Annotated in this window: 3 protein-coding genes (1 of these 3 running past the window's edge); all 3 read right to left on the reverse strand. The window is 73.7% G+C overall.

Going from position 1 to position 14,659, the window contains the following annotated elements:
* Tightly spaced (at most 24 nt apart), the 3 genes in view from OG439_RS19880 to asnB form a layout consistent with a single transcriptional unit that may run on beyond the window.
* Nucleotides 1-3,664, reverse strand: partial view of an SDR family NAD(P)-dependent oxidoreductase gene (locus OG439_RS19880; protein ID WP_326950856.1) — the 5' end (the start) only. Its footprint begins 18,944 nt before the window's first position; the window shows 3,664 of its 22,608 coding nt (coding positions 1-3,664); the start codon lies at nucleotides 3,662-3,664; the stop codon falls past the left edge of the window.
* Nucleotides 3,661-12,663: an SDR family NAD(P)-dependent oxidoreductase gene (locus OG439_RS19885; protein WP_326950857.1), complete on the reverse strand. Its 9,003-nt coding sequence runs from the start codon at nucleotides 12,661-12,663 to the stop codon at nucleotides 3,661-3,663. Before OG439_RS19885 ends, OG439_RS19880 begins: the two co-directional genes overlap by 4 nt.
* A 24-nt stretch (nucleotides 12,664-12,687) precedes the next feature.
* A complete protein-coding gene (gene asnB / locus OG439_RS19890) occupies nucleotides 12,688-14,658 on the reverse strand; it encodes an asparagine synthase (glutamine-hydrolyzing) (RefSeq protein WP_326950858.1) in 1,971 nt (656 codons plus the stop codon).
* Nucleotide 14,659 lies beyond the last annotated feature (1 nt).

The raw sequence follows: 14,659 nt of genomic DNA on the forward strand, positions 1-14,659 counted from the left end.
GCGCCCACAGCGCCTCGGGCGTTTCCGCGTCGCCGTAGCGCGCGGCCAGGCCGACGATGGCGATCGCGTCGTCGGCCTTCGCGGAGGCAGCGGGCTTGGACACGGGCCGGGCGCCGGCCAGGAACGCGCCGAGACGGTCGGCCGTGCCGTGGTCGAACAGGTCCGTGGTGTCGAGCTCGGTGCCGAGGGTCTCGTTGAGCCGGTGCACGAGGCTGACGCCGAGGATCGAGTCGAGGCCGTAGTCGGCGAAGGGCCGGTGCCGCTCGATGTCGGCGGCCGGCATCTGCAGGATGTCCGCGAGTTCGGCCAGCAGGACGTCTTGCGCGTCGGCGTGCTCCTCGCGCGGAGGCTCGATCCCGGTGGGCTCGAACCAGAACTCCGGCCCGGCGAAGGGGTAGCCGGGCAGGTGCACCCGGGTCGACGCACTGTCCACTTCGGACCAGTCGAGGGGCGTGCCCTTGGTCCAGAACGCGGCCAGCTCGCCCCAGGCGCCGTCGGCGACCCACTTCCCGACGAGCGCGCGCACCTCGGGCTTGCGGGTCAGCGCGGCCAGGGTTTCCTTGCTCGCCTGGACCTTTCCGCGCCACCACGGTCCGTCGGCGACCTCGGACAGGTACGCGCCCAGCTGCTCGCGCCACTCCGCCGCGCTGCGCGCCACGAAGCAGAGACGCTCGTCCATGGCCTCGCGGCCGGTCTGGAGGGTCGCCGCGATGGCGGCGAGATCCGGCGTCTCCCGCGTGTCGAGCCAGGCGGCCAGGGCGGCGGCGCGGGCGCGCAGGTCGGCGTCGGTCCGCGCGGACAGCGGGAGCAGCACCGGGTGGCGCGGCGGCGTCGGCGTCGCGGCGCGCTGGTACTCGGCGACGAGCACGTGCGCGTTCGCGCCACCCGCGCCGAACGAGGAGATCCCGGCGACGCGGCGGCCGGTCGAGGGCCAGGCGCCGCCTTCGCGGGTCAGCGTGAACGGCGTCGCGGCGAAGTCGATGTCCGGGTTGGTCCGCTCGGCGTGCAGGGTGGGCGCCAGCTCGCCGTGTTCCAGCTGCAGCACCACCTTCGTCAGCCCGGCGATGCCGGCCGCCGCCTCCAGGTGGCCGATGTTGGACTTGACCGAGCCGAGCGCGCAGTCCGCCGGCGTGTCCGCGAAGGCCTGGGTCAGGCCGTCGACCTCGACGGGGTCGCCGAGGCGGGTGCCGGTGCCGTGGGCCTCGACGTAGCCGACGTCGGCCGACGTCAGCCCGGCGTTGTCGAGGGCCTCGCGGACGACGGCGGCCTGCGCACGCGGGTTCGGGACGGTGTAGCCGTTGGTACGGCCGCCGTGGTTGACGGCCGAGCCGACGATGACGGCGTGGATCGGGTCGCCGTCGGCTTCGGCCGCGGCCAGGGGCTTGAGCAGGACCGCGCCGACACCTTCGCCGGGGACGAAGCCCTCGCCGCCGTCGCCGAAGCTGCGGCAGCGGCCGTCGGCGGCGAGCATCCGCGCGCGGGACAGCTCGACGTAGGTCGACGGGTGCAGGTACAGGTTCACGCCGCCGGCGATGGCGAGCTCGCACGCGCCGTGGCGCAGCTGCTCGCAGGCCTGGTGGATCGCGGTGAGCGAGGCCGAGCACATCGTGTCGACGGGCAGGCTCGGGCCGCGCAGGTCCAGCAGGTAGGAGACGCGGTTGGCGAGGGAGGCGAACGACGTCCGCGGCGCGCGGCGGGGCCCGCTCACCGCGGGCGGGTGGTTGCGGTCGAAGCCGGTCTTGGTGACGCCGGCGAAGACGCCGACGCGGCCCTGGTGCTGGTCGGCGAGCCGTTCCCGGGTGTAGGCGGCGTCTTCGAGCGCGGACCAGACGGTTTCGAGGAAGAGCCGTTCCTGGGGGTCGATGTCGGCGGCGTCGCGCGGGGCGATGCCGAAGAAGGCCGCGTCGAAGCGGGCGAAGCCGTCGAGGAAGCCGCCCCACTTGCTGTAGCTGGCGCCCTCTTCGACGGCGCGCTGCTGGTCGGGCTGGAAGAAGCCGTCGAGGGGCCAGCGCTCGATCTCGCGCACGCTGTCGCGGCCCGCGCGGAGGTTCTGCCAGAAGGCGTCGAGCGTGGGGGCGTCCGGATAGCGGCCGCTGATCCCGATGACGGCGATGGGTTCGCCGGCGGCCGGTCGTGAGTGGTGATGAGGGTTAGAACCCGCATTACCACTCACGACAAGCCGCGGCAGAGCACCCGCCGGAACCCGCTCGCCGGTCTCGCTCGCCGGGGCGGTGGGCGCGGCGGCGGTGGGCGCGGGGGCGGTGGGCGCGGGGGCGGGGGCGGGGGCGTCGTCGAGCCAGCGGGTGCAGCCCTCCGGGTGGCGCTCCGCCAGGTGGCCGGCCAGCGCCGCGAGGGTCGGGTACTGGTACAGCAGCGTCTTCGGCAGCGCGCCGAACCACTCGGTGAAGCGGCGGTTCAACCGGGTCACCGTGAGGGAGTCGATGCCGTAGCCGTCCAGTGGCGCTTCGGCGTCCAGGCGGGTCGCGTCGAGGCGCATCGTCTCGGCGATCAGGTCCTTCAGCCGCGTGAGGACGCGGGCTCGGAGGTCGTCCTGGCCGGTCATGTGGTTCCCTTCCCCGGTGATCACGACGTGGGCGGCACCGAGCGCGAGCGCTCCGTGCAGGGCGGTGAGCGCGGCCCCGGTCTCCAGCGGTGGGCCGAAGCGTTCGGCCAGCTCGGGCAGTTCCTCCTGCGGCACGCGCATTCCGCCGTCGCGCCACAGCGGCCAGCCCAGCGAGACGCCGACGCCGGGCCCGCTGCGCTGCGCGAGGTAGGCGTCGAGGAAGCCGTTGGCGGCCGCGTAGCCGGCCTGGCCGGCGTTGCCGAGCGTCCCGGCCGCCGCGGAGAACGCCGCGAAGAAGTCCAGCGGCAGGTCGTGTGTGGCCTCGTCCAGGGAGACCAGGCCCGCGACCTTCGGCGCCAGCACCGCCTGGAAGTCCTGGTAGGAGCCCTGGATCAGGTAGCCGTCACGCAGCACGCCCGCCGCGTGGAGGACGCCGTCGAGCCGCCCGTACGTCCGCACGACCTCCTCGACCAGCGCGCGCACCGCGGCCGCGTCCGTGACGTCCACCTCGCGGTACTCCCCCGGCCCGGCCGGCGACCGTCCACATCGGACCAGCGTGGCGTCCGGCGGGAGGTCCGCGGCGAGCAGCCGGCCGATGCCGCCCGCGCCGCCGGTCATCAGGTAGACCCCACCGGGCTTCCAGGCGCGTCCGGTACCCGGCGCGGCGGACTCCCAGTCCGCGACGAAGCGGCCCTCGGCGGTGAACCGCACGTGCTCCCCCGGGCCGGAAAGCGCGGCATCGAGGTCCGCCGGCTCGCCGGTGAACTCGACCAGCTGCACCCGCAGCGCCGGCTCCTCCTGGGCGGCGGTGCGCAGCAGCCCGATCAGGCCCGGGAACACCGACCCCGCGCGGCAGGCGACCTGGACGACGCACGGTCGTCCGTCCCCTGTGGACAGCAGCCGTTTCAGCTCGCCGAACAGCCGGATCGACGCCCGCTCGTACGCGGTCGCGGCGTCGTCACCGCCGGTCTCCACCGCGGCGATCGACACGCCCGGCAGCCGACCGGGCAGGTCGCACGTCATGACGAGCCGTCGCGCGCCGGCGGGCAGCGTGGTCGGGCCGGCCGGTTCGCGGCGCCAGGTGGGCACGCGCAGGGTCATGAGGTCGCTCCCGTCACGAGACGCGGGGTATCGAGCACATCGGGGCTCTCCTGGTCGGCCAGCACGGCTTCCAGCAACGCGGCGCGCGCGTCGACGTCGAAAGCGGCGGGCGGCGCGGCCGCCTCGGGCACCCAATAGCGCTCACGCGCGAACGGGTAGGTCGGCAGCCGCAGGATCCGGCGTCCGGCCGGGTGCAGGTCCTCCCAGACGACCGTCCGGCCTTCGCACCACAACGCGGTGACGCGGTCGAGGCCGGCGCCCGTGACCTCCGGGTCCGCCGTGCGGTCCCGGCGCACCGCGGCCCCACGCGCCCGGCGCAGGGTGCCGGTGTGCGGCCCGGGCCGTCCGGCGAGGAACGCGTCGAACCCGGCGACGACCTCTTCGACGCTCGAGGCGGCGAAGCCCAGCCGGTGTTCCATCTCCTCCCGGCCCACCTGCAGCGTGAAGGCCAGGTCCGCCAGGGAGAGGTCGTGGCTGACCACGAAGTCGCGCAGGGCACTCACGCGCTCCCGCAACCGGTCGGCGTCCCGGGCGGACACCACGATCGCCTGGGGACCGGACTCCGGAGCCGGCTGCGGGCGCGAAGGCGGTTCCTCCACGACGACGTGCGCGTTGACGCCGCCGAAGCCGAAGCTGCTGACCCCGGCGCGCAGCGGCAGCTCGTGGCCGGCGCCGTCGGTCACCGGTTCCCAGCGGCGCAGCTCGCGCACCACCTCGAAGCCGTCGGGCGCGAGGTGCGGGTTCAGCTCGGCGCAGTGCAGCACGGGCAGCAGCTCGCGGTGCCGCATCTGCTGAAGCACCTTCAGCAGGCCCGCCAGGCCGGCCGCCGCTTCCGCGTGGCCCATGTTCGCCTTCACCGAGCCCAGGGCGCGGGTCCGGCCGGGCGAGGCCCCGAGGTTCCGGTAGGCCCGGGTGAGGGCGTCGACCTCGACGGGGTCGCCCAGCGCGGTGCCGGTGCCGTGCGCCTCGACGTAACCGACGCTGTCGGGGTCGACGCCCCGCATCGCCGCCTGGACGACCGCGGCCTGCGCGGCGGCGTTCGGCGCCGTGAGCGACGCGGCACGGCCGCCGTGGTTCTCCGCGCTGCCGAGGAGCACGCCGTGGACGACGTCGCCGTCGCGCAGCGCGGCGGACAGCGGCTTCAGCAGGACCGCCGCGGCGGCTTCCGAACGGACGTAACCGTCGGCGCCGGCCGAGAAGGTCTTGCAGCGGCCGTCGGGGCTGAGCATCCCGGCGGTCTGCGTCGCGGCGAACGTGTCCACGCTCAGCAGGAGGTTCACGCCACCCGCGATGGCCATCTCGCAGCGTCCGGACCGCAGGCTCTCCACCGCGCGGTGCACGGCGACGAGCGAGCTGGAGCAGGCGGTGTCGATCGGCTCGCTCGGGCCGTGGACGTCGAGCAGGAACGAGACGCGGTTGGCGAGCACGGCGTGCGAGTTGCCGGTGGCGGTGTAACCCTCGGGCGCGACGCCGCCGGCGTTGAGCAGGTGGTGGTAGTCGTGGCCGGAGACGCCGAGGAAGACGCCGGTGTCGCCGGGCAGCCGGACCGGCGGGTAGCCGCCGTCTTCGAGAGCGGTCCAGACGGTTTCCAGTGCGAGGCGCTGCTGCGGGTCCATCAGCTCGGCTTCCAGCCGTGAGACGGCGAAGAAGTCCGCGTCGAACCGGTCGACGCCGTCGAGGAGGCCGGCGAACTTCGGGAAGTCCGCGTTGGCGACGACTTCGGCGTAGCGGTCGTCGAAGCGGTCGCCCGGGTAGTGCGAGACCAGGTCGGTGCCGGCACGCAGCCGCTCCCAGAAGGTGTCGGGGTCGTCGGCGCCGGGGAAACGGCCGGCGACCCCGATGATCGCCACGCCGTCGCCGGGCTCGGGTGCGATCGGCGAGGCGGCCGGCGCGGGTGCCGCTGTCGTGGCGGGGGCGGCGGCCGTGAACACCGCCGGTTCCTCGACCTGCTCGGCCAGCGCCTCGACGAGACCGCGGATGTTGGGGAACTCGAAGAACACCGACGGGCGCAGGTCGATCCCGAGCCGGCCGCCCAGCTCGGTGGCCAGCGCGGCGAGCGTGATCGACTCGAAGCCGAACGCCGGGAAGTGCGTGTCGAGGTCGATCTCGGCCGGGTCCGCCTTGAGCAGCTCGGCGACGGTCTGGCGGACCGTGCCGGTCAGGCCCGTCCGGCCGGCGACCGGGGCGTCCGCGCCGGTGCCGAAGTCGGCGCCGCTGAGGCGGCCCAGTACGCGGCCGTCCTCGTCGAGCAGGCGGACGTCGAAGACGGCGTCCCCGGTGCGCTCCAGCAGCACCGCGCGGGTGCGGTCGAGGTTCCGGCCGGTCAGCGAGCCGAGGCGCCGGATGGTGACGTCGGCGTCGGCGGACAGGTGCTGCACGCCCTGGACGAGCCCGGCGAACACCCAGGCCGGGACGCGGACCCGCCGCTTCCCCGGGTCCTGGCAGGTCGCGGGCTCGGCGACGCGCACCAGCAGCCGGCCGTCGATCTCGGCGACCCCCTCGACCGCCTTCGCGTACGGCCGGGGATCGACACCGAGTTCGGCGAGCCGCGCGTAGAAGGCGTCCTGGTCAAGCGAAAGAGGCGCGGTCACCGGGGCCTCGTCCTCGGGTTCCGGGGCGGGGACGAGGTCGGCGCCGAACACCGACACCCCGGCCGAAGTGCGCAGTTCCACGCGGTGTCCGGTGCCCAGCCGCCAGTCGAGCTGCTCCTCGGCCGACGGCGCGGGCAGCTCGCCCCAGCGTGCGTCACGGACGGCCCACTCGCCGTCGAGACCGGCCACCTCGGCGAAGGCGAGCACGCCGTCCAGCAGCGCGACGGTGGCGTACCGGCGGTCGCGCCGGACCGAGTACGTGTAGTCGAGGAGTTCGTCGCCGCGCAGCGCGAGCCGGTAGCGGATGCCGCTCAGGTCGGACCGGTTCACCCCGACCCACGGGTGCTCCCGCCGCGCGAAGGCGAGCGGGTTCAGGACGCTCGGCGCGTCGTCGAAGGCCGGGTACCAGCAGCGCACCTTGTCGAACGGGTACGCGGGCAGCGACAGCTTGGCCGGACGCGCGAGCCAGAGGACGTCCCAGTCGACGTCCGCGCCGGCGGCCCAGGCTTCGGCCAGCACCGGCAGGTCGGCGTCGGCGAGCGCGCGCGTCACGACGTCCGGGTCCGGGGTCTCGGACACGCCCATCGTGCTGGGGGTGAACCGGACGCCCGCCGGCGCGGTGCCGCTCCAGTCCACTTCGGACAGTTCGGCGAGGCGCGTCTCCGCGTCCTCGGCGACGAACGCGAGGCGGCACGGCAGCTCGTTCTTGCCCGTCTGCAGGGTGAACGCGAGCGCGTCCAGGCCGGGGCGCTCGGCGCGGACGTAGGCGTGCGCGTCGCGGAGCACCCGCCCCAAGGCCTGCGGAGTGGTCGCGGAGAACACCAGCAGCCGCGGCCGGCCCGTGTCCGGCACCGTGGCCACGCCGTCGTGCTCCTCGACGACGAGGTGCACGTTCGCGCCGCCGGCGCCGATCGACGTGACGCCCGCGCGGCGCGGCACCGGCTGTCCGTTCAGGACCGGGCGCGGCCACTCCGCGCGCTCACGCTGGACGACGAACGGCGTGTCGGCGAAGTCGATCGCCGGGCTGAGCGTCTCCGAGTGCAGCGACTCGACGATCGTGCGGTGCTTCAGCTGCAGCAGCACCTTCGTCAGACCGGCGATCCCCGAGCCGGACAGCAGGTGCGCGACGTTCGACTTGACCGAGCCCAGCGCGCAGAACCCGCGGTCGGCGGTGTCGCGGCGGAACGCGCTCGTCGCGCCGCGGATCTCGATCGGATCGCCCAGCGACGTCGCCGAGCCGTGGCCTTCGAGGTAGCTGATCGTGCGGGCGTCGACACCCGCGTCGTCCAGGGCCTTCTCGATGGCGCGACCCTGCTGGGCCGGGCTGGGCACGGTGAAGCCGTTGCGCACGCCCGCGTTGGTCATGCCGCTGCCGCGGATGACGCCGTAGACGTGGTCGCCGTCGGTGACCGCGGCCGAGAGCGGCTTGAGGACGACCATCCCGACGCCTTCGCCGAGGACGGTGCCGTCGGTGCCGATGCCGTAGCTGCGCAGGAGGTCGGCGGACTTGCTGGTGAAGTGCGCCTGCGACGTCGCGATCAGGTCGTAGGGATGCAGCATCAGGTTGACGCCGCCGACGACGGCCATCCGGCAGTCGCCCGCGCGCAGCATCCGCACGGCCTGGTGCACGCAGGTCGACGACGACGCGCACATCGTGTCGAGGAACATCGACGGGCCGGTGAAGCCGTAGAAGTAGGACAGCATGTTGGCGAAGACGCCGAGCTCGCTGCCGCTGGTGGTGGTGCCCCGGGTGAGCAGGTTTTCGAAGCCGTAGAGCGAGTAGCTGTTGTTCATCGAGCCGACGAGCACGCCGACGTCACCCTCGTAGCGGCGCTGGATCGTCTCGCGGGAGTAGCCGGCGTCCTCCAGCGCGGTGACGCCCGACTGCAGCAGCAGCCGGACTTCCGGGGACAGCAGTTCGGCTTGCCGCTGGGAGATCGAGAAGTAACGGGGGTCGAAGGCGTCGATGTCCCGCAGGAACGTCCCGGCCTTCACGACGGTCTTGCCGGGGACGTCGCGCTCGTCGAAGTAGAGGTCACTGTGGCGCCAGCGGTCGGCCGGGACGGGTTCGAAGCTGTGCCGTCCTTCGCTGAGCAGGTCCCAGAACTCGGCCAGGGTGTCGGCGCCCGGGTAGCGACCGGCCATGCCGATCACCGCGATGTCGTGGGTGTCTTCGCGGGGTCGTTCGACGACGCGCGCGAGCGCCGGTGCCTCGGACTTCTCGACGACCGCCGGGGTCTCCGGCTCCGGGGTCTCCGGCTCCGGGCTGCCGAACATTTCCTGGAGGCGGTCGCGGTGCTCGTCGATCAGGTAGCCGGCGACGCCGCGGAGGTCGACGTACTCGAAGAAGAGCGTCTTGGGCAGCGAGCCGAAGTCGTCTTCGAGGCGGCTGGTGACGTCGACGACGATGAGCGAGTCGATGCCGTAGCGCTCCAGCTTCTGGTCGGCCCGGATGTGGTCCGGTTCTCGGCCGGTCAGCTCGGCGAAGAGCCGGCGGAGGTGGTCCTCGGTCTTCGCGGTCAGGGTGCGGTCGTCCACCTTCGACGTCGTCGCCGGCTTGGTGACGGGCATGTCGCGGGTCAGGCCCGCGTACCGGCGGAGCTTGCCGGCTTCGCCGTGGAGGACGGCGCGCTGCGGCGGGGCGTCGACCTGCAGTGCGCGCTCCAGCGCGGCCAGCCCGGCGGCGGTCGGCAGCGGGACGGTGCCGGTCGTCTTCCGCAGGTACGCCTCGGTCGCTTTGTCGACGCTCATGCCGCCCTCGGCCCACAACGGCCAGTCGACGACGCGGACCGCGTAGCCGTCGGCTCGGGCGGCGAAGGCGTCGAGGAAGGCGTTCGCCGCGCCGTAGGCCGTCTGGGCCGCGCTGCCGAAGGCGCCGGCGACCGAGCCGAAGAGAGTCAGGAAGCCGACACCGTGCTCGCGGCAGACGGCGTCGAGGTGCGCGGTCCCGGCGAGCTTGGGCGCGAGCACCGGCGCGGTGGCTTCGAGTGGCGTGGCGACGAGGTAGCCGTCGGCGAGGACGCCGGCGGCGTGGAAGACGCCGTCGATCCGGCCGTGCCGGTCGTTGATCGCCGCGGCGGCCCGGCGCACGTCGGCGGCGTCGGTGACGTCGACCTGGTGGTAGCCGCGCAGTTCGGGCCGCGCGCGGCGGCCGCTGAGCACGACGGTCGCGTTGTAGCGTTCGCGCAGGTGATCGGCGAGCAGTGTCCCGACGCCGCCCGCGCCGCCGGTGATCCAGTAGACGCCTTGCTCGCGCAGCAGCGATTCGCCGTCGGTGGCGGCCAGTTCGACGGTTTCCCGCACCAGCCGCCGGCCGGCGCGGTCGTAAGCGACCTCGATGTCGGGAGTCGCGGCCTCGGTGCGGACGATCGTTTCGAACCGCGCGGCGTCGGCGGGCCCGTCGACGAGCACGAGCTTGCCGCGGACGGCGGGGTTCTCCTTGTGCAGTGACTTCAAGACCGCACCGAGCGGGGCGTACACGGGATCATCGGGCGAGCCGGGCGCGACGACGAGCACGGTCCGGGTGGCGCTGCCGGGCCGGTCCAAGAGGTCGCGGAGGTGCTGGTAGCAGGAGTCGAACGCGGCTTGCGCGGCCTCGGCGGCGGTTTGCGCGCCAGTGCGGGACGACGTGGCACCGGTCAGCGGGAGGATCTCCGCGTCCAGGCGCTGCGCCGTTTCGGGGCTGTCGGTGAGCAGTGCGTTGAGCACCACGAGCGGCCCAGTCCGGCCGGTCTCGACCGCCTGCGCGGGGTGCCACGCCTGGCGCACCTCGATGAGGTCGCCTTCGGCGGCCGGAGCGACCGAATGAGCCGGAGTGGCGGGGGCCGTCGAGGCGGCCAGGGAGCGGGGCGTGTAGCCGCGGAGGCGGGCGCACAACACGCCGTCCTCGCCGTACAGGTCGACGTCCACTTTGGACTCCGTGCCGCGCAGGACCGCTTGCGTGACGCGGCCGACCGGACCGAGCAGCGTCAGCTCCGTCAGCGCGAACGGCACGCTGGCCGCCACCGGGGTGCGCCAGTCCGAAGACCCCAGCGCCAGGACCGCCTGCAGGGCGCTGTCCAGCACCACGGGGTGCAGCAGCCAGCCCGGCGCCGCCTGGGCCGGTACCCGGATCCGGGCCAGAACGCCATCGGCACCACGGGACACCGACTCGAGGCCGCGCAGTGCCGGGCCGTGCTCGACGCCGCTCGCGCGCAACGCCGAGTAACCGCCGTCGACGGCCAGGTCCGCGGGGAACCGGGCGGCCAGGTCACCGGCAGCAGAGCCGCCGGGGGTCCCCGGGACGAGGCGGCCGGAGACGTACCGCTCCCCCGCCTCGTCGAGCACCGCGAAGTCGAAGCCGTCGCCGGCGGGCACCAGCCGCAGCCGGACGTCCAGGCGAGGACCCGGCACCGTCAGCGGACGGATCCAGCCCACGTTGCGCACGCTGGGGACCTCGACCGGCGAAGCGGCCAGGACCAGCCCGAGGACGGCCACGCCCGGCACCACCGGAACCCCGTTGACCACGTGGTCGCGGATGACGTCCTGCCCGGCGTGGAACGTCAGCGGGTACGTCCACCCGCCGTCCTCCTCGACGCCTTCGCCCAGCGACGGGTGGCCCGCTTCCAGCGGGCGGAACCAGAACGGCGTGCGCGCGAAGGCGTAGCCCGGCAGGTGCACCCGGCGGCCGGTCGCGGGCCACGCCGACCAGTCGACCGGCAGGCCGTGCGCCCAGGCGCGGGCGAACTTCTCCAGCCGGCCCTGCGCGAGCCAGGCGGCCGCCAGCTCGGTCACGTCGGCCTCGTCGAGGCCGCCGGTCAGCTCGGCGGCGGAACCACCGGCCACGCAGTCGTCCGGCGACGAACCCGCCGCGACGCTCTCCAGCTGCCCCGCCCAGGTTTCGAGGTCGCGGGCGCGGAACACCACACGCGCGGGCATCGGCACCCGGCCGTGCCGGAGGGTGTGGGCGATGTCGGCGACCGCTATGACGTCACCCGACGCCAGCCGGGTCCGGGCCCACACCGCGAGTCCGGCGCACGTCTCGCGCAGCCGCTCGTCGTCCATCGCCGACACCGGCAGCCATTCGTCCTCTTCGGACGGTCCGGACGGCTCGACCGGGGACGGCGACTCCAGCAGCGCGTGGGCGTTCGTCCCGGCGAAGCCGAACGAACTGACCCCGGCCCGCAACGGCGAGCCGTCGGGCGCTGTCCACTCCGACAGCTCGTCGACGACGCGGAACGGGCTGCCCGTCAGCGTGATCAGCGGGTTCAGCCGTTCGAAGCCGACCGTCGCGGGCAGGGCCCGGTGCCGCATCGCGGCGATCACCTTGAGGATCCCGGCGACGCCCGCGGCGCCTTCGAGGTGCCCGATGTTCGTCTTGACCGAGCCGATGCCGCAGTGCTGGCCGGAACTCGTGTCGCCCAGTTCCGCAAACGCTTTCTTCAGGCCGCGTACCTCGATCGGGTCACCGACGGGCGTGCCCGTGCCGTGCGCCTCGACGTAGCTCACCGACGCCGGCTCGATCCCGGCACGGCGGTAGGTGTCGGCGATCAGCCGCGCCTGCGCGTCCGGGTTGGTCACCGTCAGCGAGCTGGTCCGGCCGCCGTGGTTGGTCCCGACGCCCTTGATGATCGCGTGCACGGCGTCGCCGTCGCGAAGCGCGTCCTCGGCGCGCTTCAGCAGCAGGACGCCGCCGCCCTCGCCGCGCACGTAGCCGTTCGCGCCGGCGTCGAACGCCTTGGCGCGGCCGGCCGGGGAGAGCATGCCCGCCTTGCTGAACGCGATGAAGTGCCGCGGCGACCAGATCAGGTTGACGCCGCCGGCGAGCGCCTGGTCGCAGTCGCCCGACGTCAGCGCCTGCACCGCCTGCTGCACCGACACCAGGGAGCTCGCGCAGGCGGTGTCGTTGACGACGCTCGGGCCGCGGAAGTCGAAGTGGTGCGAGACGCGGTTGGCGATCACCGCGTACGCCGCGCCGGTCGGGTAGTACGCGTCGATCGTGTCGAGCTCCTGCTCGATCAGCTCGGCGTAGTCCCAGTGGCACACGCCCATGAAGACACCGGTGCGCGAGCCGGCGAGCCGGTCGGCGCGGTAGCCGGCGTCCTCGACGGCGTGCCAGCTCAGCTCCAGCGCCATCCGCTGCTGGGGGTCCATCAGCCGGGCCTCGCGCGGGGACACCTGGAAGAAGTCGGCGTCGAAGCACTCGGCGTCGGTGATGAACCCGCCCCAGACGCTGCTGGTCTTGTCGCCGTCGCGGCGCGGGTCGCCCGCGTGGTCGGCGGCGCGCCAGCGCTGCTCGGGCACCTCGCTGATCAGCGAGCGCCCTTCCGCGAGGTTCGCCCAGAACTCGTCGCTCGTGCGGGCGCCCGGCAGCCGCAACGCCTGGCCGACGACGGCGATGTCGTGGGAACCAACGGAACTGTGTGCCATGGGAATCCTCGTCTTCCGTGCCGGTCAGGCCGGCAGAACGCTGGTACGGCGGTCGACCACGCGCAGTCCGGCGCGCAGCGGCCCGCGATCCAGGGCCTGCCCGCGGACGAACCAGTGGTGCAGCCAGAACAGCGACGCCAGCAGGGTGAACGCCTGGTTCTCCTTGGTGCCGATGCGTTCGGCGGGGCCGTCGAAGACCCGGTCGACGAGCGCGCGGGCGAACCGCGTGTCGAGGACGCCGATCGCGTCGAGCGTGGCCTGGTCGGTCAGGGTGTCGCGGTAGTCCGGCCACGCGCGCACGAAGGCGGCGCTGTCCGTGGCGCGGTAGGGGAACTTGCCCTTGGCGACGACCCGTTCCGGCAGCACGTCGGCGTAGGCCCGCTTGAGGAGGTACTTCTCGTCGAACGGGTCGCCGAAGCGGTGGTTGACCGACGCGGCCAGCCGCACGACCGCCGGGTCGAGGAACGGGCAGCGGTTCTCGACGCCGTGCCCGAGCGTCATCCGGTCGCCCTGGGTGGAGAGCAGGTAACCGGCCAGCAGTGTGCGGAACTCCAGCCACTGCGCCTTCTGCACCGCGCCGAGATCCGCGTAGCCCGGCTCGTCGGCGACCAGCCGCTGGGCCGCGTCGAACGGCGCGCCCGCGTCACGCAGCAGACGGGCGGCGAAGCGGCCGTTCTGGAAGCGCATCTGGTGGGAGAACAGCCCGGGCAGGTGCTCCTCGGTGAACTGCCGGTACAGGCCCAGCATCCGCTTCGGCGCGCCCTCGCCGGAAAAGTGCGGCAGGTACGGGTAGATCCGCGCGATCCGGTCGAGCCGGGTCCGCTCGTCGAGGTCGTGCCACGCGTCCAGCAGCAGCGCGTCCTTGAAGATGCCGTAGCCGAGGAACGCCTCGTCCGCGCCCTCGCCGCTGAGCACCACCTTGATCCCGGCCGCCTTCACCTGCTCGGCGAGCAGGTACATCGGGACGAACGCGGTGCGGAACGCGGGCACCTCGGCGTGCTTCACCGCGGCCGGGAACGCCTGGACGACGTCCTGGTCGCGGACGCGCACGGCGTGGTGGCGGGTGCCCAGCTCGCCGGTGACGGCGGCCTGCTCGGCGGACTCGTCGACGACGGCGTCCTCGAACTCCAGGGAGAACGTGCGCAGCGGCGCGGCCTGCCGGCCCGCGGCGAGGTGCGCGATGATCGAGGAGTCGAGCCCGCCCGAGACGTAGACGCCGACCTCGACGTCGCTGCGCAGCCGGACGTCGACGGCGGCCGCCAGCTCGGCGCGGACCCGCTCGATCGCGTCGTCTTCCGACTCCGGCGCCGGGCCGGGCTCCAGATCGAGGGTGGCCCAGCGGCCGCGTTCGACGTCGTCGCCGCGCAGGCACAGGTACTCCCCCATCGGCACCTGCTCGATGTCGCGGTAGCCGCTCTGCGCGGGCAGCGGCGTCCAGGTGGCGAAGATCGACGCCAGGTGCTCGGGGTCGAAGGAGAACCGGAAGCCGGGGTAGGCCAGGAAGGCCTTCATCTCGGAGGCGAACAGCCACGCGCCGTCGTGACGCGCCACGAACAGCGGGCGCTTGCCGTACCGGTCGCGGACCAGCGTGAGCTCGTCGGCCAGGGAGTCGTAGACGGCGAACGCGAAGGCGCCGTTGAAGCGCGACAGGCAGTCGCGACCCCACGTGAGCCAGGCCTGCAGCACGACCTCGGTGTCGGAGTCGGTGCGGAACCGCGCGCCGAGCCGCTGCAGCTCGCGGCGGAGTTCGCGGTAGTTGTAGAGCTCGCCGTTGTAGCAGAGCCACCAGCGGCCGTCGGCGCTGCCGACGGGCTGGGAGCCGCTCGCGAGGTCGATGATGCTGAGCCGGACCGTGCCCATCACGAGCTTGTCGTCGAGGTAGCAGCCGGCCTCGTCCGGGCCGCGGTGCTCGATCTGACGCAGCAGGCCCGCGATCAGGTCCCGGTCGTCCCCGGGCGGACGCCCACTGCCGTAGACGCCGGCGATTCCGCACATG

Origin of the sequence: Amycolatopsis sp. NBC_01307, from assembly GCF_035975215.1 — a bacterium.
Lineage (GTDB): Bacteria > Actinomycetota > Actinomycetes > Mycobacteriales > Pseudonocardiaceae > Amycolatopsis.

Bases quoted from the DNA above. Each gene is read 5' to 3' on its own strand.
- OG439_RS19885 (WP_326950857.1), bottom strand. From the start codon at position 12,663: ATGGCACACAGTTCCGTTGGTTCCCACGACATCGCCGTCGTCGGCCAG.
- asnB (WP_326950858.1), bottom strand. From the start codon at position 14,658: ATGTGCGGAATCGCCGGCGTCTACGGCAGTGGGCGTCCGCCCGGGGAC.